The organism is Streptomyces sp. NPDC096136, from assembly GCF_044763325.1.
Taxonomy (GTDB): Bacteria; Actinomycetota; Actinomycetes; order Streptomycetales; family Streptomycetaceae; genus Streptomyces.
In genome coordinates this window covers 1-20933 of sequence record NZ_JBIWFZ010000023.1, presented here as the reverse complement: position 1 = coordinate 20933, position 20933 = coordinate 1, and the positions used below count along the sequence as shown (strand labels likewise).

Here is a 20933-nt window from a genome sequence, read left to right as displayed (position 1 = left end):
CCACGTCCGAGCCCACGTCCGAGCCCCGCGCTTTCCGAACGTACCGAGAAACCACGAGAGTCCGCCGCCATGTACGAGCTGTCCCGGATCCGCCTCTACTCCATCGGGCCCGCCGGCGCACGCTACGCCGACACCGTGCTCGACCTGCGCGGAGTCGGCGAGCCGGTACCCCACCCGGCGCCCGCCCAGGCGGAGTTCTTCGAGGACGAGCCCACCGGCCCGCCCCGCCGCCCCGCCCCGGCCGGCGTGCTCTTCCTGGAGAACGGCGGCGGCAAGTCCGTCCTGCTCAAGCTGATCTTCTCGGTCATGCTCCCCGGCCACCGCAACACCCTCGGCGGCGCCAGCTCCGGCGTGCTGCGCAAGTTCCTCCTCGCCGACGACTGCGGCCACGTCGCCCTGGAGTGGCAGCACACCCAGACCGGCGAGTGCGTGGTCGTCGGCAAGGTCAGCGAATGGCGCGGCCGCCAGGTCTCCAACGACCCCCGCAAGTTCGCCGAGGCCTGGTACTCCTTCCGCCCCGGCCCGGGCCTGAGCCTGGACAACCTCCCCGTCGCCGAGGCCACCTCCGTGCGCCCGCCCGTCGAGGGCGCCTCCGGCGCCCAGGGCCGCCGCCGCACCATGAAGGGCTTCCGCGACGCGATCACCGAGGCCGGCAAGGCCTACCCGCACCTGGAGGTGTCCTGGGAGGAGATCCACGACCGCTGGAACGAGCACCTCACCGAACTCGGCCTCGACCCGGAACTCTTCCGCTACCAGCGCGAGATGAACGCCGACGAGGGCGAGGCCGCCGGCCTCTTCGCGGTCAAGAAGGACTCCGACTTCACCGACCTGCTGCTGCGCGCCGTCACCGACACCCGCGACACCGACGGCCTCGCCGACCTGGTCCACGGCTTCGGCAACAAGCTCGGCCGCCGCGCCGAGCTGATGGCCGAACGCGACTTCACCGCGGGCTCCGTCGACCTGCTCACCCGCATCGTCGAGGCCGCAGAGACCCGCGCCCGGCTGCGCGACGTCCACGCCGGCGCCGAACGCCGCACCCGCACCCTCGCCCGCCGGCTCTCCGCCCGCGCCGCCGAGGAACGCGGCCGCGCCGCCGACCTGGCCCAGCAGGTCACCGGCGCCGCCCACGCCGTCACCGCCGCCGAGGAGCAGCGCACCCGCAGCGCCGCCGTCTCCGCCGAACTCGCCTACCGGCACGCCTCGCTGGCCCTGACCGTCGCCGACAAGGCCGCCGCCGCCCAGCGCCGCGAGCTCCTCGAAGCCCGTACCCTGCACTCCGCCTGGCAGGCCGCCGAGACCGTCCTGCGCCACCGCGCCGCCGCCGACCGCTCGGCCCGCGTCGCCGCCGCCATCCGCGAGGCCGAACGGGACGCCGCCCCGGCGCTCGCCGCCCGCGCGACCGCCGCGGCCGAGCTGGTACGGGCCCTGCACACCGCCGCCGAGCAGGGGGAGCGGGCCGCCAACGAGGAGGAGGAGCGCTCCGCCGAGCTCCAGGCCGTCGGCGAGACCGCCCACCGCGACGCCACCTCCGCCGCCACCGCCGCCCAGCGCGCCCGCAGCGAGGCCGAACACCTGCGGGCCCGCCTCGCCGAGGTCGAGCAGGAGACCGCCGACGCCGTCCGCGCCGGCTGGCTCGACGACACCGCCCCCGACGCCGACCCGGCCCGCGCCGCGCTGGCCGCCAGCGACGCCGAGAAGACCGCCGTGGCCGCCTGGGACGAGTCCCGCGAGGCCGCCCGTACCGCCGCCGAAGCCGCCCGCGAGGCCGCCGGCGCCGAGTCCCGCGCCGAACTCACCGCGGCCCGCGCCGCCGACGCCGCCGACGCGGCCGAGGCCGCCCACGCCGCCGAGGAGCGCGCCGCCGCCTCCCTGGCCGCCGCCCCGCGCCTCGCCGAGCTCCTGGGCCTCCCCTCGGTCCCCGAGACCTTCCTCCCGCACCCGCGCACCGGCGGCCCCGCCGAAGCGCCCGGCTCCGCCGCAGCCGTGCAGGGCGCGGCCAAGGGGACCGTCGGCCGCACCGGCGCGTCCGGTACCGTCCCCGGACACCCCGTGGGAGCGCACGCGGGTGCGCCGGGCGCACCCCAGGCCGGCACCACCGCCGGAGCCCTCACCGCCGAGGACCTCGACCGCAACGCCGACACCCTCGCCGAGTTCCTGGCCGACACCGTCGGCTCCGCCGAACGCCAGCTGTTCGAGCTGCGCACCGCCGCCGCCGACGACTCCCGCATCCTCGGCGCCCTCGGCGACGGCGGCCTGCTCCCGCCCGGCCCCGACGTCCTCGCCACCGTCGAGTACCTCGGCGAACACGGCATCCCGGCCCTGCCCGGCTGGCGCTACCTCGCCCAGTCCGTGGCCCCGGCCGACCACGCCGCCGTCCTCGCCGCCCGCCCCGAGCTCGTCGACGGCGTCGTCATCACCGACCCCGACACCCACAGCCGGGCCCGCGAGGTGCTGTCCGGCGCCGCCCTGCTGCCGCGCTCCACCGTCGCCGTCGGCACCGCCGCCGCCCTGCTGGCGCCCGTCCCGCCGGCCGACGGCTCCGACCAGGTCTTCCTCGTACCGCCGAACCCGGCCATGCACGACGAGCACGCCGCCGACGAGGAGCGCCAGGCCCTGCGCGCCCGCGCCACGGCCCGCGACACCGAGATCCGCGAGCTCGCCGCCCGCCTCGCCGGCGACCGCGAGCTCGCCGCCCGGCTCGCCTCCTGGCGCACCGGCTGCCCGCCCGGCCGCCTCGCGGAGCTCGCGGAACACGCCGCCGCCGCCCGCGCCTTCGCCGAGGAGGCCGACGCCGAGCTCACGGAGGCCCGTACCGTACGCGCCGAGGCCGACGAGGCCGCCGCCGACGCCGCCCGGGTCCGCGACGAGCGCCAGGAGACCGCCCAGCGCGCCCGCCGGGCCGCCGACGCCCTCGCCGGCCTCGCCCACCGCCTGCGCGAGCGCTCCGGCTGGCAGGCGAAGGTCCGCGAGCTCGCCGACGAGGCCGCCGAGTCCGAGGCCCGCGCCGAGGTCTGCCTGGACCGCGCCCGCGCCGCCGACGAGGACCGCCGCGCCGCCCAGCGCGCCGCCGACGACGCCCGCCGCACCGCCCGCGCCCTGCGCGCCGAACGCGCCGAGATCGCCGGAGCCCCCGACCGGCTCCCCGAGGGCGAGGGCCCGCGCGCGCCCCTGCCCGACCTCCGCGAGGCCTACCGGGCCGCCTCCCAGGTGTACGAGAAGGTCGGCGTCGGCGCCGACCTGCGCGCCGAACAGGCCCGCGCCGAGAGCGACGAGAGCGCCGCCCTCGCCGAACTCGACCGGCTCACCAACAAGGTCCGCACCCGCGCCGCCCAGCTCCTGGAGGGCACCGACGGCGCCGACGGCCCCTCCCGCCAGGCCGCCGCCGCCCGCGCCGAGGCCCTCGTACAGATGCTGGAATCCCGCGCCTCCGCCGCGAGCGAGCAGCTCGGCCGGCTGCGCGGCGAGGCCGAACGGCACGCCCCCGCCGACGGCGAGGCGCACACCGAGCTGCCCGAGGACCTGGTCCCGGCCGACGTGGAGCAGGCCCAGGGCCTGCTGCGCACCGCCACCGCCCAGCTCGCCGCGCACTCGGCCGCGGTGGAGACCGCCCGGGCCGCCCACGCCGACCTGCTGCGCGCCCACCGCACCGCCGAGGACGGCGCCGGCGGCTTCGACGAGACCGCCGCCCTGCTGCGGGACCTGCTGCGCGACCACGCCCACCCCGAGGACGAGCAGGAGCCGGCGCCCCACCGGGGCACCCTGGAGGAGGCCCGCCAGTCCGCCACCGACGCCCGCCGCTCGCTGCGCGCCTGCTCCGCCGACCTCTCCGCCGCCGAGGCGGCCGTCCGCGAGGCGAGCGACGTCCTGGTCCGCCACGCCAACGCCAACCGCTACGAGCAGGTGCGCACCCCCGCCCGCCAGCAGATCCGCGAACTGCCCGCCTCCGCCCTGCCGGAGCACGCCGCGGCCTGGGCGGCCGCCTTCGCCCCGCGCCTGCGCGTCCTGACCGACGAGCTCGCCCAGCTGGAGCGCAACCGCGACAGCATCGTCGACCGGCTGCGCGGCCTGGTGGAGTCCGCCCTGGCCACCCTCCGCTCCGCCCAGCGCCTCTCCCAGCTCCCCGAGGGCCTCGGCGAGTGGTCGGGCCAGGAGTTCCTCCGCATCCGCTTCGAGGAACCCGACCAGGCCACCCTCACCGACCGCCTCGGCGAGGTCATCGACGAGGCCACCCGCACGGCCGTCAAGAAGAACGCCGCCTTCGGCGAAGGCCGCCGCGACGGCATGTCCCTGCTCCTGAGGGGCGTCCAGGCCGCGCTCGAACCCAAGGGCATCGCGGTCGAGATCCTCAAGCCGGACGCCGTCCTGCGCGCCGAACGCGTACCGGTCGGCCAGATGGGCGACGTCTTCTCCGGCGGCCAGCTGCTCACCGCCGCCATCGCCCTCTACTGCACGATGGCGGCCCTGCGCAGCAACGACCGCGGCCGCGACAAGCACCGCCACGCGGGCACGCTGTTCCTCGACAACCCGATCGGGCGCGCCAACGCCACGTACCTGCTGGAGCTCCAGCGGGCCGTGTCCGACGCCCTCGGCGTCCAGCTCCTGTACACCACGGGCCTCTTCGACACCACGGCCCTGGCCGAGTTCCCGCTGGTCATCCGCCTGCGCAACGACGCCGACCTGCGGGCGGGCCTGAAGTACATCAGCGTGGAGGAGCACCTGCGCCCGGGCCTCCCGCAGCCCACCCAGGAGCCGGAGGCCATCCACGGCGAGATCACGGCGACCCGCATGTTCCGCCGCTCCGCACCGGCCTAGGGACTGTCCGCCGGCCCGGTTCCCCGACGCCGGCGGGCCCTCCCGCCCGCCGGCGTCCGAGGGCCGGGCGCCGTCAGCGCGCCCACCGGCCGCCGGCCGGCGGCGCCGCCCAGGTCCCGTCGCCCCGAGCGGCACTGCTCGGCTCCGACACCACCCCGTACCGCTGGTTCCACATCTGCCGCGTGATCCACACGTCCAGCACGGCCCACGTGGCCACCACCGTCCCCGCTATCCCCCCGAGGACCATCGGCAGCGCCAGCCAGGACCCGGTCAGCACCAGGAAGAAGGTCGCGGACGCCTCCGTCAGCGTCACCGCCACGACCAGCACCGCCCGCACCGCCGAGGCCCGCACCGGATCCGGCATGCGCCGCCGCCGGGCCGGCTCCTCCACCCACAGGCCCCGCCCGGCCGCCTCCGACACCGCGTCGTACTCCTCGTCGTACATCCTCATGGTCCGCTCCGCTCACCACCCGGGCCCAACGACCGGCCCCGACCGCAGGTTCCCGCGTCCCGGACGGTCCACCCGCCCCGACCGGTCCGGACCGTAGAGTTCCGCAGAGTTCCAGCCATCCACGCGAACCCGGGAACCGACGCCCCACCAAGTGTCATCTGCCACATATCGGGCCGGACTTGACCGGAAGTATCGGACAACTCGTGATCTTCGTCCAGGGGTCAGGCCGAAAACGTCCGGACACGCCTTCGAGGCCGCTCCCCGGCAGTAGTAGGCTCACGCCGTTTAAACGACGGAACACCGACCCCTCGCAACGGGGTTGAGCTGGGGGAGGCTGGGGAGGCCATGCGCTTTCGCGGGAAGTCGATCCGCCGGAAGATCGTGGCGTTGCTCCTGGTGCCGCTCGTCTCCCTGACCGCCCTCTGGGGCTTCGCGACGGTGATCACCGGACGCGAAGCCGTGCAGCTGCTCGACGTCGCCTACGTCATCGACAAGGTCGGCTACCCCATCGAGGACGTCGTCCGCGTCATCCAGAAGGAACGCCGCCAGACCCTCGTCGTCCTCGGCGACCCCCGCGCCGCCGCGGCCACCGCGGAGCTCACCAGGAGCCGCACCGCCACCGACGAGATGGTCCGCAAGATCACCGCGAACGCCACCGACCCCGAGGTCCTCGACGAGCTCAGCTCCGCCACCCGGCAGCGCCTGGGCTCCATCCTCGACGCCTTCCACGGCATCGCCGCCCTGCGCCGCTCCGTCGACGCCAACAGCCTCGACCCCACCCAGGCCCTCGACCTCTACAGCCGGCTCGTCGACCCCTGCTACGACTTCCTCATGAACCTCCACGCCCTGGAGAACGTGGAGATGGACAAGCAGGGCCGCGCCCTGGTCGGCATCACCCGCGCCCGCGAGACCCTCTCCCGCGAGGACGCGGTCATCGCCTCCACCCTCGCCGCCGGCAGCGTCGCCGCCAACGACGTCCGCCGCGTGTCCACCTTCGTCGCCAACCGCGGCCTGCTCTACGAGTTCAACCTCGCGATCCTCCCGGCCGACGACCGCAAGCTCTTCGAGCGGTACTGGAACGGCCCCGAGAGCAAGGCCCTGCGCGACACGGAGGAACGGTTCATCGCGGCGGGCGCCGTCAAGAACCCGCGCACCGTCACCGCCGCCCAGTGGGACGAGGCCGCCCGCAAGGTCCTCGACGACCTCGCCACCATGGGCACGGCCGCCGGCGACCGCTACCAGAAGCGCGTCGAACCCGTCGCGAAGGACGTCCTCGTCCAGGCCGCCGTCGCCGGCGTCCTCGGCTTCATCGCCCTCGCCGTGTCCCTCGTCCTGTCCGTCCGCATCGGCCGCGACCTGATCCGCGACCTCTCCCGGCTGCGCAAGGACGCCCACGAGGCGTCCGGCGTCCGCCTGCCCAGCGTGATGCGCCGCCTCGCCGCCGGCGAGACCGTGGACGTCGAGACCGAGGCGCCCCGCCTGGAGTTCGAGAAGGACGAGGTCGGCCAGGTCGGCCTGGCCCTCAACAGCCTCCAGCGCGCCGCCGTCGAGGCCGCCGTCAAGCAGGCCGAGCTGCGCCGCGGCGTCTCCGAGGTGTTCGTCAACCTGGCCCGCCGCAACCAGGTGCTCCTGCACCGCCAGCTGACGCTCCTCGACACCATGGAACGGCGCACCGAGGACGCCGAGGAACTCGCCGACCTGTTCCGCCTCGACCACATGACCACCCGCATGCGCCGCCACGCCGAGGGCCTGGTGATCCTCTCCGGCGCCGCCCCCTCCCGCCAGTGGCGCAAGCCCGTCCAGCTGATGGACGTCGTCCGGGCCGCCGTCGCCGAGGTCGAGGACTACGAGCGCATCGAGGTGCGCCGCCTGCCGCGCATCGGCATCGAGGGCCCGGCCGTCGCCGACGTCACCCACCTGGTCGCCGAACTCCTGGAGAACGCCACGGTGTTCTCGCCCCCGCACACCGCCGTCCAGGTCCACGGCGAGCGCGTCGCCAACGGCTTCACCCTGGAGATCCACGACCGCGGCCTCGGCATGACCCCGGAAGCCCTCCTCGACGCGAACCTCCGGCTCGCCGAGACCCCCGAGTTCGAGCTCTCCGACACCGACCGCCTCGGCCTGTTCGTGGTCAGCCGCCTGGCGCGCCGCCACAGCATCAAGGTGGCCCTCCAGCCCAGTCCGTACGGGGGCACCACCGCGGTGGTCTTCCTCCCGGCCGACCTGCTCACCGAGGCCCCCGACACCAACGGCAGCGGCATCCGCCTCGACGCCGTACGGGCGGCCAGGGGCGCCGCGGCGGTCAAGGGCGTCAAGGCGGCCCCGGGCGCGCGGGGCTCCGGCCGCCCCTCGCACGGCGCCCTCGACCGCGCCCCGTCGGCCCGCCCGCTGCCGGCCGGCGTGCTCAACGGCCCGGTCGAGCTGGAGGGCCCGCTGGGCGTCCTCGGGCTGGAGGGGCCGGACGGACTCGAGGGCCTCGACGGGCTCGCCGACCTGGACGACACGATCACCGGCGTCGCCGGGTCCGGCGGCCGCCCGCCCATGGCCAGCCTCGACGACGAGACCCCGCCGGGCGGCACCCCGCGCAGCGTCCTGCTGGGCCTGGGCTCCGCGGGCCGCCCCGACGGCGACCGGCGCGGCGGCGAGCGCGGCACCTGGAAGGGCGACCGGATCGGCGACAGCAGCGCCGAACGGCACCGCGACTGGGGCCGGGCCCGCGACGCCGACCCGGAGGGCGTCGGCCGGGCCCGCGGCCGCGGGGCCGCCGACCGCGTCCGGGGCGCCGAACGGGACGCCCCGGCCCCCACGGGCCCGGTCCGCGCCGAGCGCGCGCACCTGGACGCGGTCCGCCCCGAGGGACCCCGCTCCGGGGCCGTCCCGCTGCCCCGCCGGCGCCCCGCCCCGACCCTGGTCGCCGAGCACGGCCGCCGCGTGGACCCCCGCCCGTCCGGCCCGAAGGCCCCGGACCGGCCGGAGGCCGCCGCCGCGGAGCCCCGTGCCGCCGGCCCGGGCGGGCTGCCCCGCCGGGTCCGCCAGGCGAACCTCGCACCCCAGCTGAAGAACGCTCAGGCCCCCGCCGAGCCCGAAGCCCCCGAGGCGCCGCCGACCGACCGCGACGCCGAGGACGTGCGCGCCCGCATGTCCGCGCTCCAGCGCGGCTGGACGGCGGGCCGCAGAGAGTACGCAGAACAGCAAGACCGGCAGCAGGCACCGCAGCAGGCACCGCAGCAGTCCGAGACCGCGGGCGGCACCCCCGCCGCCACCGGTCCCGCGCACGAGAACGAAGGGGACGGTCGATGACCGCACCGCAGAACGGAAACGACAGCAGGGGCCGCGGCCCCGGCCCGCTCAACTGGCTCCTCGACGAACTCGTCGACAAGGTCGCCAGCATCCGCAAGGCGGTGGTCCTCTCCGGCGACGGCCTGCCGACGGGCAGCTCCAAGGACCTGACCCGCGAGGACAGCGAGCACCTGGCCGCCGTGGCCTCGGGCTTCCACAGCCTGGCCAAGGGCGTCGGCCGGCACTTCGAATCCGGCCGGGTCCGCCAGACCGTCGTCGAGCTGGACGAGGCCTTCCTGTTCGTGATGGCCGCCGGCGACGGCAGCTGCCTGGCCGTGCTCTCCGACTCCGACTCCGACGTCGGCCAGGTCGCGTACGAGATGACCCTCATGGTCAAGCGCGTCGGCGACCACCTGGCGACCGCCCCGCGCACCGGGCTGCCAGCCGGAGGGTGAGTCGGACCGTATGAGCGATCCAGGCCACGACCACCTCCCGAACTCCCCGCGACCCGCGCAGGACCCCGGCGCGGCGCACGGGAGCGGCCACCCGCACTGGTTCGACGACGAAGCGGGACCCGTCGTACGCCCGTACGCCATGACCCGCGGCCGGACCCGCCACGCCGCCCAGCACCGCCTCGACCTGATCGCCCTCGTCGCCGCCGAACCGGCGGCCGACGATCCGGTCTGGGACCTGACCCTGTCCCCGGAACACGCCCACATCCTCGGGCTGTGCCGGGAACGCCCGCAGTCCGTCGCCGAGCTCGCCGCGGACCTGGACCTCGCCATCGGCGTCGTCCGGGTCCTCATCGGAGACCTCGTCGACGACGAACTGGTCCATGTGACCCGGCCGGTCCCCCCGGCCGAACTGCCCGACGAATCCATTCTGCGTGAGGTGATCGATGGCCTTCGGGCGCTCTAGCCGCACCGGTGCGATGCATGCCGTCTCGCCGGTCGAACCGCTGACTCTGAAGATCCTGGTCGCGGGAGGCTTCGGGGTGGGCAAGACCACCCTGGTCAGCGCGGTGAGCGAGATCCGTCCGCTGCGGACGGAGGAGACGCTCTCCGAACCGGGCGTCGGCATCGACGACACCGGGGGAGTGGAGCAGAAGAGCACCACGACCGTGGCCATGGACTTCGGCCGCATCACCCTCCGCGACGACCTGGTGCTGTACCTCTTCGGCACCCCGGGACAGGACCGCTTCTGGTTCCTGTGGGACGAGCTCTCGCAGGGCTCGCTCGGTGCCGTCGTCCTGGCCGACACCCGCCGGCTCGCCGACTGCTTCGCCGCGATCGACTACTTCGAACGGCGCGGCCTGCCCTTCCTCGTCGCGGTCAACTGCTTCGACGGGGCCGAACGCCACCCCGTGGTGACCATCCGCGAGGCGCTCGACCTCGACCCCGAGGTACCGGTGCTGCTCTGCGACGCCCGGGACCGCGAGTCGGTCAAGGACGTGCTGGTGGGAGTCGTCGAACACGCGATGTCGCTGGCCCGGGCCCGCCGGGCGAGCCTCACGGCCGGAGCCTGACCGGACGGCACGCGTGGAGGCGGCCCGTACCCCCGCCGACTGGGGTACGGGCCGCGGCTCTCATGGGGGGCTGCGAGGATCCCCGCGCTCGACGGCGCGGGACCGTGGGGAGAGTGTGAACCCGCCGCCCGGGGGCGTCAAGCACCGCGGCGACAGCACTTGTACCCGCCCCGCCCGCCCCGCTGGTGGAGGCGCCCCCGCAGCTTTCAGCGCACCGCCAGGACGGCCGACCCGTGCCCGAACAGCCCCTGGTTCGCGGTGATCCCGACCCGCGCCCCCGGCACCTGCCGGGCCCCCGCCGTCCCCCGCAGCTGCCAGGTCAGCTCGCACACCTGGGCGATGGCCTGAGCCGGCACCGCCTCCCCGAAGGAGGCCAGCCCCCCGCTCGCGTTGACCGGCACCCGTCCGCCGAGCGCGGTCGCCCCCTCCCGGACGAGCTTGGCCCCCTCGCCCTCACCGCACAGGCCGATGTCCTCGTACCACTCCAGCTCCAGCGCGGTCGACAGGTCGTACACCTCGGCCAGCGACAGGTCCTCCGGCCCCAGGCCCGCCTCCTCGTACGCCGCCCGGGCGATCGAGGCCCGGAAGGAGCCCGCCGCCGCGGGCACCGCCACCGTCGAATCGGTGGCGATGTCCGGCAGGTCCAGGACGGTCCGCGGATACGTGGGCGTCACCGTCGACACCGCCCGGATCCGCACCGGGTCGGCCACCCCGCGCGCCCGTGCGAAGTCCATGCTGGAGAGCACCAGTGCCGCGCCCCCGTCGGAGGTCGCGCAGATGTCCAGCAGCCGCAGCGGATCGGCGACCACCGCCGACGCCGCCACCTCCTCGGCCGTCACGGCCTTGCGGTAGCGGGCGTTCGGGTTGAGCGCCCCGGCCGCCGCGTTCTTCACCTTGACCTGCGCGAAGTCCTCGCCGGTGTCCCCGTACAGGGCCATCCGGCGGCGGGCGTACAGCGCGAAGTACGCCGGGTTGGTCGCCCCGAGCAGCCGGAACCGCAGCCAGTCCGGATCGTCCGGCCGGTCGCCGCCGGCCGGGGCGAAGAACCCCTTCGGCGCGGCGTCCGCACCCACCACCAGCACCACGTCGGCCAGCCCGGCGAGGATCTGCGCCCGGGCCGACCCGATGGCCTGGGCCCCGGAGGCGCAGGCCGCGTACACGCTGGTCACCCGGGCGCCCTGCCAGCCGAGCGCCCGCGCGAAGGTGGCCCCGGCGACATAGCCCGGGTACCCGCCGCGCACGGTGTCGGCGCCGACGACGGACCGCACGTCGGTCCACTCCAGCCCGGCGTCGTCGAGCGCCGCCCGCGCGGCGGCCCGCCCGTACTCGACGAAGCTGCGGCCCCACTTGCCCCACGGGTGCATACCGGCTCCCAGCACGGCCACGTCCCCGCTCACCGCGCCCCCTCCACCGGCCTGAACCGCCAGGTCGCGCGGGCGGTCCCGGCGTCCTCGTCCAGCACCCCGGCCACCACCTCCACCTCCATGCCGACCGCCAGGTCCGCCACCGTCACCCCGGGCGCGGCCTGCCCGAGCACGACCATCCCCTCGGCCTCCAGTTCCACCGCGACCAGCGTGTACGGCTCCCAGGGCGCGTCCGGGTCGGACACGTACGGGGCGGGCGGGCGGTAGCGCCCGTCGGTGTAGGACCAGACGCGGCCGCGCGGCGACAGCGGCACCTCGGCGAGCGCACCGCCGCCGGGGCAGTGCGGATTGCGGCAGTACGCGTCCTCGCGCGGGAAGAACACCGCCGTACAGGCGGAGCACTTCGTACCGAGGAGGCGGAAGCCGCCGGGCGTATCGGCGAACCATCCGCTCACCACGGGTGTACGTGTGCGTGTCAAGACCCCTCCCGAAACCGTATCTGACGATCCGTCAGCAGTCTGCCACGCCGGAGGCCCCGGGTCACCGGTCCCGACCGGAGGCCCAACCGCCCCCGCCGCCAGACCCCTTGGCTTACGATCTCCGCATGCCGGAACACCTGAGGGACTCGCACTGCTCCGCCTGCGGAGCTCCGTTCGACTCCACCGACTGGCCCCGCGCCTGTGCCGCCTGCGGCACCGTCGCCTACCGCAACCCGCTCCCGGTGGCCGTCGCCCTGCTCCCCGTCGAGGACTCCTCCGGTACCGGCCTGGTGGTCATCACCCGCACCATCGAACCCGCCAGGGGCGGGGTCGCCCTGCCCGGCGGATTCATCGACTTCGGCGAGGACTGGCGCGACGCGGTGGTCCGCGAACTCCGCGAGGAGACCGGCATCGAGGCCCCTGCCGCCGAGGTGACCCTCGCCGACGTCCTCAGCTCCCCGCACGGCCACCTCCTCGTCTTCGGCCTCCTCCCGCCCCGCCCCGCCTCCGCCCTCCCGCCGTCGGTGCCCACCGACGAGACGACGGGCTGGCACGTCCTCCACGCCCCGACGGACCTGGCCTTCCCCCTCCACACCCGCGCCACCGCCTCCTGGTTCGCCGGCCACTACGCCTGACCCGCCGGCGGCCGACCGCAACGGGGGGAGGGGGGACCGAACCGGCCCCGGCAGCGGCCGGCCAGGACAGGTGCGGGGTCCTACGCCCCCCGTACCTCCACCCCGCTCACCACCCCGCCCGCCTCGTCCTCCACCACCACCGCCTCCCCGGCCCACCGCACGGTGTACCGCTCCACCTCGCCCGCCTCGAACCCCGCCCCCGGATCCCGGATCACCACCCCGCCGCCGGTCCGCCCCCGGGCCGGCGCCCACGCCTCCAGGCCCACCGACCCGTCCGCGCGCCGCACCGGCAGCACGGACCCCGCCCGCGCCAGCACCGGGGTGCGCCCCGGCGGGGCGTCCAGCAGCACCTGCGCCGGCCCCTCGTGCGCCGCCCCCGTCGCCGTGTCGTACCAGCGCCCCCGCGGCAGCCGCACCGCCCGCCGGTCCGCCCCGCGGTCCAGCACCGGCGCCACCAGCAGCGCGTCCCCCAGCAGGAACGCGTCCTCGCAGTCCCGCAGCCGCCGGTCCTCCGGCGCCCCCCACCACAGCGGCCGCACGTACGGCGCCCCCGTCCGCCGCGCCAGGTGCGCCAGCGTCACGAAGTACGGCCGCAGCCGCTCCCGCTCCGCCAGCACCCGCACCGCGCCCCGCTCCACCTCCGGCCCGAACTCCCACGGCTCCCGCCGCCCCGCCCAGATCGCCGAATGCGTCCGGAACAGCGGCAGGTACGCCCCCAGCTCCAGCCACCGCAGGTACAGCTCCGGTGACGGCGAACCCCCGAAGCCCCCCACGTCCGGCCCGGAGTACGGCACCCCGCACAGCCCGAGCCCCAGCACCAGCGCCAGCGACGCCCGCAGCCCCTCCCAGCTGCTCTCCACGTCACCGGACCAGGTGCCCCCGTACCGCTGCATCCCCGCCCACCCCGACCGGGAGAACAGGAACGGCCGCTCGGCCGGCCGCAGCCGGACCAGGCCCTCCCACCCCGCCCGCGCCATGCCCAGCGCGTACACGTTGTGCCCCTCCCGGTGGTCGCCGCCCGCCCCCTCCAGCACGTGCCGCGCCGACCGGGGCAGCGTCGCGTCCCCCCAGGGCGCGAACGACACCGGCTCGTTCATGTCGTGCCAGAACCCCGAGAAACCCTGCGCGAGCCGCTCCCCGTACAGCCCGCCCCACCACTCCCGCGCCGCCGGATCGGTGAAGTCCGGATAGGCGCACTCACCCGGCCAGACCTCCCCCCGCACCTCCCGCCCCCGCGCGTCCCGCACGAACGCCCCCTGCGCCCCCACCCCCAGCCCCGAGGCGTGCACCGCGTCCCCCGCCTTCACCGCCGGGTCCACGATCGACACCAGCCGCACCCCGGCCGCGCCCAGTTCCCGGGCCAGCCCCGGCAGATCGGGGAACGCCTCCCGGTCCACCGTGAACACCCGGTGCCCGTCGTAGTGGTCGATGTCCAGGTGCACGGCGGACAGCGCGAGCCCCCGCTCCGCGTACCCGGCCACCACCCGCCGCACCTCCGCCGCGCTCCCGAACCCCCACCGCGCGTGCTGGTACCCCAGCGCCCACTCCGGCGGCACCGCGGGCGCCCCCGTGAGCCCCGCCCACCCCTGCGCCACCCGTCCGGGCGTACCCACCAGCACCCAGCACCGCGGCGGCCCGCCCTCCAGGCGCAGCTCGCTCGACCCGGGCCGGTCCGCCCCCGAACCGGCCCCCTCCTCGCCCTCGCGCAGCACCAGCCGCCCGTCCCAGGTGTTGTCGTAGAACGCCAGGTGCGTCCCCGCGTCCGCGACCACCATCTGGACCGGCATCGTGATGTACAGCGGATCGGTGCCCGGACCGAACCCGCCCTTCGGGTCGGTGTTCCACAGCCGGTACTCCCCGTCCCGCAGCCGCGGCCCCCGCGCCCGCCCGCCCAGCCCGAAGAACCGTGCGTCCGCCGGCACCTCCGCCCGCTGCGACCACCGCGAACCGCCCCCGGCCGCCCCCTGCGCCGGATCCCACCAGCGCGGGGGCAGCTCCCGCCGGAGCACCGCCCCGCCGGGGGTCCGCACCTCCACCGCCCCGTGCCGCGACACCGCCACCGTCACCCGCTCCGACACCACCCGCCAGCCGCCCCCGGTGTCCGGCTCCAGCACCGCCCGCGGATCCGGCTCCGGCCCCCCGCCCAGCACCGCGTACGAGGGCTCCGGCGCCGCCCCGTCCCAGCCCCAGAACACCGCGCCGCCCACACCCACCCGCACCGTCAGCTCACTGCGCGCGAACCGCAGCACGCCCCCGCCCGGCCGCGGCTCCGTACCCTCCAGCAGCCCCGGCACCCGCGCCCGCTCCGCACCCCGCGGAGCCAGCACCTCCGCGTCCGTCCGCCGGTGCCGCAGCGCCGCGCGCCAGGCGCGCCGCCCGCGCGCCGTACCGATCTCTTTCACCGCACGCACCAGCTCACGACCGTCCATGGCGATCACCCTGCCACCGGGCCCCCGCCCAGCGGGCGGCGTTCAGCTGCCGTTCACCCGGGAAAGGAACACCCCGGCCGCCGCGGACGGCTCTGGTGCGGATGTCGATCACATGGCATCGTCCCTGTGAGCCGCCGCGCGCACACCGACGCAGCGGTGGCACCGTACGCACACGAAGCGCGAGCCACAGACTTGACCGGGAGCCGACCCATGACCTCTGCCACCCAGCCGGAACCCCTCTGGTCCCCGAGCCCCGACAGGATCGCCGCGGCCCGCGTCACCGCCTTCCAGGCCTGGGCCGCGGAGCGCTTCGGAGCCCCCGCCGAGGGCGGCTACCCGGCCCTGCAGCGCTGGTCCGTCGACGAGCTCGACGTCTTCTGGCAGGCCGTCGCCGAATGGTTCGACGTACGGTTCACCACCCCCTACCAGAGCGTCCTCGCCGACCGCTCCATGCCCGGCGCCCACTGGTTCACCGGCTCCACCCTCAACTACGCCGAGCACGCCCTGCGCGCCGCCGAGGACCCCGCCCGCGCCCAGGACGCCGCCCTCCTCCACGTCGACGAGACCCACGAGCCCACCCCGGTCACCTGGTCCGAGCTCCGCCGCCAGGTCGGCTCCCTCGCCGCCGAGCTGCGCGCCCTCGGCGTACGGCCCGGAGACCGCGTCAGCGGCTACCTCCCCAACATCCCCGAAGCGGTCGTGGCCCTCCTCGCCACCGCCGCCGTCGGCGGCGTCTGGACCTCCTGCGCCCCGGACTTCGGGGCCCGCAGCGTCCTCGACCGCTTCGAGCAGGTCGAACCCGTCGTCCTGTTCACCATCGACGGCTACCGCTACGGCGGCAAGGAGCACGACCGCCGCGACACCGTAGCCGAGCTCCGCGCGGGGCTCCCCTCCCTGCGCGCCGTCGTCCACATCCCGCTCCTGGGCACCCCCGCCCCCGAGGGCACCCGCGCCTGGGCGGAGCTGACCTCCGGCGACACCGAGCCCGTCTTCGAGCCCGTCCCCTTCGACCACCCGCTGTGGATCCTGTACTCCTCGGGCACCACCGGTGCGCCGAAGGCGATCGTCCAGTCCCAGGGCGGGATCCTGCTCGAACACCTCAAGCAGCTCGGCCTGCACTGCGACCTGGGGCCCGAGGACCGGTTCTTCTGGTACACCTCCACCGGCTGGATGATGTGGAACTTCCTCGTCTCCGGCCTCCTCACCGCGACCACCGTCGTCCTCTACGACGGCAGCCCCGGCTTCCCCGACACCGGCGCCCAGTGGCGGATCGCCGAGCGCACCGGCGCCACCCTCTACGGGACCTCCGCCGCCTACGTCATGGCCTGCAAGAAGGCCGAGGTGCACCCGTCCCGCGACTTCGACCTCTCCGCCGTCAAGTGCGTGGCCACCACCGGCTCCCCGCTCCCGCCCGACGGCTTCCGCTGGCTCCACGACGAGGTCGCCGAGGACCTGTGGATCGCCTCCGTCAGCGGCGGCACCGACGTGTGCAGCTGCTTCGCCGGCGCCGTCCCCACCCTCCCGGTCCACATCGGGGAGCTCCAGGCCGCCTGCCTCGGCACGGACCTCCAGTCCTGGGACCCGGCCGGCAAGCCCCTCACCGGCGAGGTCGGCGAGCTCGTCGTCGCGGCCCCCATGCCCTCCATGCCGATCCACTTCTGGAACGACGCCGACGGCAGCCGCTACCGCGACAGCTACTTCGAGATGTTCCCCGGGGCCTGGCGGCACGGCGACTGGATCACGATCACCGACCGCGGCTCCGTCGTCATCCACGGCCGCTCCGACTCCACCCTCAACCGGCAGGGCGTCCGGATGGGCTCCGCCGACATCTACGAGGCCGTCGAACGCCTCCCCGAGATCAAGGAATCCCTGGTCATCGGCCTGGAGGAGCCGAACGGCGGCTACTGGATGCCGCTCTTCGTCCACCTCGCCCCCGGCGCCGTCCTCGACGAGGCCCTGCGCAAGAAGATCGCCGCGACCATCCGCGAGCAGCTCTCCCCGCGCCACGTCCCCGACGAGGTCATCGAGGTCCCGGCCGTCCCGCACACCCTCACGGGCAAGCGCATCGAGGTCCCCGTCAAGCGCCTCCTCCAGGGCACCCCGATGGCCAAGGCGGTCAACCCCGGCTCGGTCGACAACCCGGACCTGCTCGCCTTCTACGAGGAGCTCGGCCGCACCCGGAGGTGACTGTCAGTGGTCATGGTTACCGTGAGTGAGCAAGCCGTCGCGCCGTCCGGCGCGCCACTCAGGGGGAGCCATGAACACCACGCCCGACACCTCGCACCACGACACCCCACGCGGCAGGAACACCACCTCCCGCCTCCGCCGTGAGCTGCGCCGCGAGGTCCCCAGCACCGTCGGCCTCCTCGCCGACGCCCGGGACTTCGCGGCCATGCGGGACTACCGCAGCTTCGCCTTCGACCACCACGACGAATACGCCGACTACCTCCACCACGTCGACGCCCTGCTGCGCTCCCTCGCGGCCCAGGGCATCCACACCACCGTCGCGCTCTTCGACCCCGCGGAATACGCCGACTACTGCGCCGAACACGGGCTGGACCCGGACAGCGCCCCGACCCGTAAGCGCTTCACCGCCGAACTCGCCTGCGGCCCCGCCCTGCCCTACGCGGGCCAGCCCGTCGAGGAACTCCTGCCCCTCCTCGTCGACGCCGCCGTCCGGCAGTCCACCTGGGAGTACGCCGGCGCGCTGCTCGCCGGAGCGGGGGAGTGCGCGGACTGCGGCGAGGACATCGGCCGGGCCTCCTTCGAACGGGCCTCCGCCCTCCTGCACCGGCTCGTCGACGGGGCCGGCCCCGGCCACCACCACCTGGTGTGCAGCGTCCCCACCGAGACCGAGCAGCTCATCGCCGCCCTGCACGCCGAGGCGCCCGCCGAACCCGGCGGCCCGCTCCGCGCGGAGGGCCGCGACCAGCTCGACTTCGTGACCGTCCTGGCCGCCGGCCTCGCCCTCGGCGGCACCGGCGGACTGGTCCTGCGCAGCACCACCGCAGGCGCCCCGGACCGGGTGCACGGCTGGCGCCTGGACCGCGGGCGCCTGGCGGCCCTCTCCGCCGCCGCCGTGTTCGACGCCTACTGCACGGACGCCGACACCGGCGAACCCGTGCCCCCGGAACCGGGCGTCGAGTACTGCCCCGGCTACGAGGTCGACGGCCCCGGCCCCCACGCCTGAGACCGGACCCGATCCGTCCCCGGGTACGACCGAGGGGCCCCCGCCGCCGGCGAAGGCCCCTCGACGTCACGACACGCGTCCGGCTACTCGCCCGACAGCACCGCCTGCGCGGCCACCCGCGCCTCCTCGGCGCTGTCCGCGGCCCGCGCGGCCGCCGCCGCGCGCTCGCACTGCGCGAGGGTGTACTTGGCGAGTGTCGCCCGCACGTACGGGATCGAAGCGGATCCCATCGACAGGGAGGTGACACCCAGACCCGTCAGCACACAGGCCAGCAGCGGGTCCGACGCGGCCTCACCGCAGACACCGCAGCTCTTGCCCTCCGCCTTGGCGGCCTCGGCCGACAGGGCGATCAGGTCGAGCAGCGCCGGCTGCCACGGGTCCTGGAGCCGCGACACCGCGCCCACCTGGCGGTCGGCGGCGAAGGCGTACTGCGCGAGGTCGTTCGTGCCCAGCGACAGGAACTCGACCTCCTGCAGGATCGAGCGCGCCCGCAGCGCGGCGGAGGGGATCTCCACCATCGCCCCGAACTTCGCCCGCAGACCGGCCTCGCGGCAGGCGTCCGCGAACGCCTTGGCGTCGATCCGGTCCGCCACCATCGGGGCCATGACCTCGAGGTAGACCGGCAGCCCCTCCGCCGCCTTCGCCAGCGCCGTGAGCTGCGTCCGCAGCACCTCGGGGTGGTCCAGCAGCGTCCGCAGACCGCGCACGCCCAGCGCCGGGTTCGGCTCGTCCGCCGGCGTCAGGAAGTCCAGCGGCTTGTCGGCGCCCGCGTCCAGGACGCGCACGACCACACGGCCCTCCGGGAAGGCCTCCAGCACCTTGCGGTACGACTCGATCTGCTTCTCCTCGGACGGAGCCTTCCTGCTGTCGTCCAGGAACAGGAACTCGGTGCGGAACAGGCCCACGCCCTCGGCCCCGGCCTCCACCGCGGCCGGCACGTCCGCCGGACCGCCCACGTTGGCCAGCAGCGGCACCTTGTGCCCGTCGGAGGTGGCACCCGGACCGGAGGAGGCGGCCAGCGCCGCCTTCCGCTCGGCCGCCGCGGCCTCCAGCTCGGCCCGCTTCTCGGCGGTCGGCTCGACGAACAGGTCGCCGGTGCTGCCGTCCACGGCGATGACCGTCCCCTCGGCGATCTCCCCGGCACCCGGCAGCGCCACGATGGCGGGCACGCCCAGCGCCCGCGCGAGGATCGCGCTGTGGCTGGTCGGCCCGCCCTCCTCGGTCACGAAGCCGAGCACCAGCGCCGGGTCCAGCAGCGCCGTGTCCGCGGGCGCCAGGTCCCGCGCGATCAGCACGTACGGCTCGTCGCTGTCCGGCACACCCGGCATCGGCACGCCCAGCAGGCGCGCCACGATCCGGTTGCGCACGTCGTCCAGGTCGGCCACCCGCCCGGCCATGTACTCGCCGGCCCCCGCGAGCAGGTCGCGGTAGGACGCGAAGGCGTCGTACACGGCGCGCTCGGCGGTGCTGCCGACGACGATCCGCCGGTCCACGTCCGACATCAGCTCGGGGTCCGTGGCGATCATCGCCTGGGCCTCGAGCACGTGCTGGGCCTCGCCGCCCGCCAGCTGGCCGCGCGCCATCAGGTCGGCCGACACCGCTTCCACGGCCTGACGCGCGCGCCCCTGTTCGCGCTCCGCCTCGTCCGCGGCGATCTGCTTCGCCGGCGGCTCCAGCACGGCCGTACCCATGTGCCGCACCTCGCCGATCGCCACACCGTGGCTCACGCCGACGCCTCGCAGCGTTGTCTCCATTTCACCGTCTCCGATTGAGCGGCGGCCGCAGCCGCCGCGGTGGATGTCCGACTCGCCCGCGGGAGCAGGCGGACGCGTCACTGCCAGCTGAAGAGGACGTCGCCGGCCTTGACGTCCCCGTCCTCGTTCACGTCACCGAGGGAGTCGGCGGTGGCCTCCAGGGCCACGACGGGACAGATCGGCGACTTGCCGGCTTCCTCGACGGCCTGCGGGTTCCAGCGGATGACGGCCTGGCCACGGGTCACGCTGTCGCCCTTGTTGACGAGCAGCTCGAAGCCCTCGCCGTTGAGCTGGACGGTGTCGATCCCGAGGTGCGTCAGCACCCCGTGGCCCTCGGCGTCGACGACGACGTACGCGTGCGGGTGGAGGGAGACGACCACACCGTCGACGGGGGACACCGCCTCAGAGGGCTCGCGCACGGGATCGATGGCGGTGCCCGGTCCCACCATGGCGCCGGAGAACACCGGGTCGGGCACTGCCGCGAGTCCGATGGCGCGTCCGGCGAGTGGGGACGTCACGCTGGTCATGGGGGCCTCCCAGGGGTGGGGCTTCTTCGTGTCGCCGTCACTGCATGTCGCGAACGGCGTACTCGTCTGAAGGATATTGCACAGGTTGTACGGGTTCGCCCGATGTCGTTCCCGATCCGGACTGACCCTTGGACACGGAGACTAGTGGACTAGACCGGTGGACTAGACCATACGCGTGAATCGATTTGCCTGCGCTCCGGAGGGCCTGTACTGTCGGGACTCCCGCCGAGACGTGTTGCGTGAACATCTTGCGAACAGTCGATGGACGGGACCCCTCCTCAGCAGTGACGATCTCGATCTCCACTCCTTTTCGGCGCGCCATTCCGGCGCGACGCAGGGTGGTCGGAGAGAAGGAAAAGCACTGGTAAGGTCGGAGCCGCTGGAAAGGGAAAGCGCGAAAGCGAAGAACCTGGAAAGCACCGAGGAAGTCGGACACGAAAGAGTCTGATAGAGTCGGAAACGCAGGAAAGAACGAAAGCCCGGAGGAA

At 75.1% G+C, this 20933-nt stretch carries 14 protein-coding genes; 8 read left to right on the top strand and 6 right to left on the bottom strand.

Translation table 11 applies throughout. The annotated features are described in order from the left end of the window. The first annotated feature begins 69 nt into the window (after positions 1 to 69). Complete coding sequence (locus ACIRBY_RS32560; RefSeq protein ID WP_403907496.1) at positions 70 to 4812, top strand: hypothetical protein; 4743 nt, start codon at positions 70 to 72, stop codon at positions 4810 to 4812. A gap of 73 nt (positions 4813 to 4885) precedes the next feature. Here ACIRBY_RS32560 and ACIRBY_RS32555 read toward each other — a convergent pair whose 3' ends face one another. Continuing rightward, positions 4886 to 5263: a hypothetical protein gene (locus ACIRBY_RS32555; protein WP_403907494.1), complete on the bottom strand. Its 378-nt coding sequence runs from the start codon at positions 5261 to 5263 to the stop codon at positions 4886 to 4888. A gap of 345 nt (positions 5264 to 5608) precedes the next feature. On the opposite strand from ACIRBY_RS32555, the gene ACIRBY_RS32550 reads away from it, so the two are divergent. Genes ACIRBY_RS32550 through ACIRBY_RS32535 form a run of 4 tightly spaced genes read left to right on the top strand, consistent with a single transcriptional unit; the run spans position 5609 to position 10067 of the window. Next, a complete protein-coding gene (locus ACIRBY_RS32550; protein WP_403907492.1) occupies positions 5609 to 8563 on the top strand; it encodes a nitrate- and nitrite sensing domain-containing protein in 2955 nt (984 codons plus the stop codon). Beyond that, a complete protein-coding gene (locus ACIRBY_RS32545; protein WP_042818290.1) occupies positions 8560 to 8997 on the top strand; it encodes a roadblock/LC7 domain-containing protein in 438 nt (145 codons plus the stop codon). Before ACIRBY_RS32550 ends, ACIRBY_RS32545 begins: the two co-directional genes overlap by 4 nt. Before the next feature lie 10 nt (positions 8998 to 9007). Then, positions 9008 to 9460 carry a DUF742 domain-containing protein gene (locus tag ACIRBY_RS32540; protein ID WP_366453503.1) on the top strand — a complete coding sequence of 151 codons (453 nt, stop codon included), beginning with the start codon at positions 9008 to 9010 and terminating at the stop codon, positions 9458 to 9460. Next, a complete protein-coding gene (locus tag ACIRBY_RS32535; RefSeq protein ID WP_403907489.1) occupies positions 9441 to 10067 on the top strand; it encodes a GTP-binding protein in 627 nt (208 codons plus the stop codon). Before ACIRBY_RS32540 ends, ACIRBY_RS32535 begins: the two co-directional genes overlap by 20 nt. Before the next feature lie 206 nt (positions 10068 to 10273). Here the strand turns inward: ACIRBY_RS32535 and ACIRBY_RS32530 are convergent, their stop codons facing one another. Beyond that, positions 10274 to 11464 (bottom strand): lipid-transfer protein, encoded by a 1191-nt coding sequence (locus tag ACIRBY_RS32530; RefSeq protein ID WP_403907487.1) that lies wholly within the window; start codon positions 11462 to 11464, stop codon positions 10274 to 10276. Next, positions 11461 to 11910, bottom strand: a complete 450-nt coding sequence (locus ACIRBY_RS32525; RefSeq protein WP_403907485.1) for a Zn-ribbon domain-containing OB-fold protein — start codon at positions 11908 to 11910, stop codon at positions 11461 to 11463. The genes ACIRBY_RS32530 and ACIRBY_RS32525 overlap by 4 nt, the downstream gene beginning before the upstream one ends. Positions 11911 to 12035: 125 nt before the next feature. Between ACIRBY_RS32525 and ACIRBY_RS32520 the strand changes: the two genes are divergently transcribed. Then, positions 12036 to 12545, top strand: coding sequence for an NUDIX domain-containing protein (locus ACIRBY_RS32520; RefSeq protein ID WP_403907483.1), 510 nt, complete (start codon positions 12036 to 12038; stop codon positions 12543 to 12545). Between the two features lie 80 nt (positions 12546 to 12625). Here the strand turns inward: ACIRBY_RS32520 and ACIRBY_RS32515 are convergent, their stop codons facing one another. Next, on the bottom strand, positions 12626 to 14974 hold the full coding sequence (locus ACIRBY_RS32515; RefSeq protein ID WP_403907481.1) for a TIM-barrel domain-containing protein: 2349 nt from the start codon (positions 14972 to 14974) through the stop codon (positions 12626 to 12628). Positions 14975 to 15184: 210 nt separating this feature from the next. On the opposite strand from ACIRBY_RS32515, the gene ACIRBY_RS32510 reads away from it, so the two are divergent. Beyond that, positions 15185 to 17161 carry an acetoacetate--CoA ligase gene (locus ACIRBY_RS32510; RefSeq protein WP_403907479.1) on the top strand — a complete coding sequence of 659 codons (1977 nt, stop codon included), beginning with the start codon at positions 15185 to 15187 and terminating at the stop codon, positions 17159 to 17161. A gap of 70 nt (positions 17162 to 17231) precedes the next feature. Continuing rightward, entirely contained in the window at positions 17232 to 18164 is a 933-nt protein-coding gene (locus ACIRBY_RS32505; RefSeq protein WP_403907477.1) for a hypothetical protein, read from the top strand. Positions 18165 to 18247: 83 nt separating this feature from the next. Here ACIRBY_RS32505 and ptsP read toward each other — a convergent pair whose 3' ends face one another. After that, positions 18248 to 19918 carry a phosphoenolpyruvate--protein phosphotransferase gene (ptsP, locus tag ACIRBY_RS32500; protein WP_403907475.1) on the bottom strand — a complete coding sequence of 557 codons (1671 nt, stop codon included), beginning with the start codon at positions 19916 to 19918 and terminating at the stop codon, positions 18248 to 18250. 77 nt (positions 19919 to 19995) lie between these two features. Next, on the bottom strand, positions 19996 to 20445 hold the full coding sequence (locus tag ACIRBY_RS32495; RefSeq protein ID WP_403907473.1) for a PTS glucose transporter subunit IIA: 450 nt from the start codon (positions 20443 to 20445) through the stop codon (positions 19996 to 19998). Between the last annotated feature and the right edge of the window lie 488 nt (positions 20446 to 20933).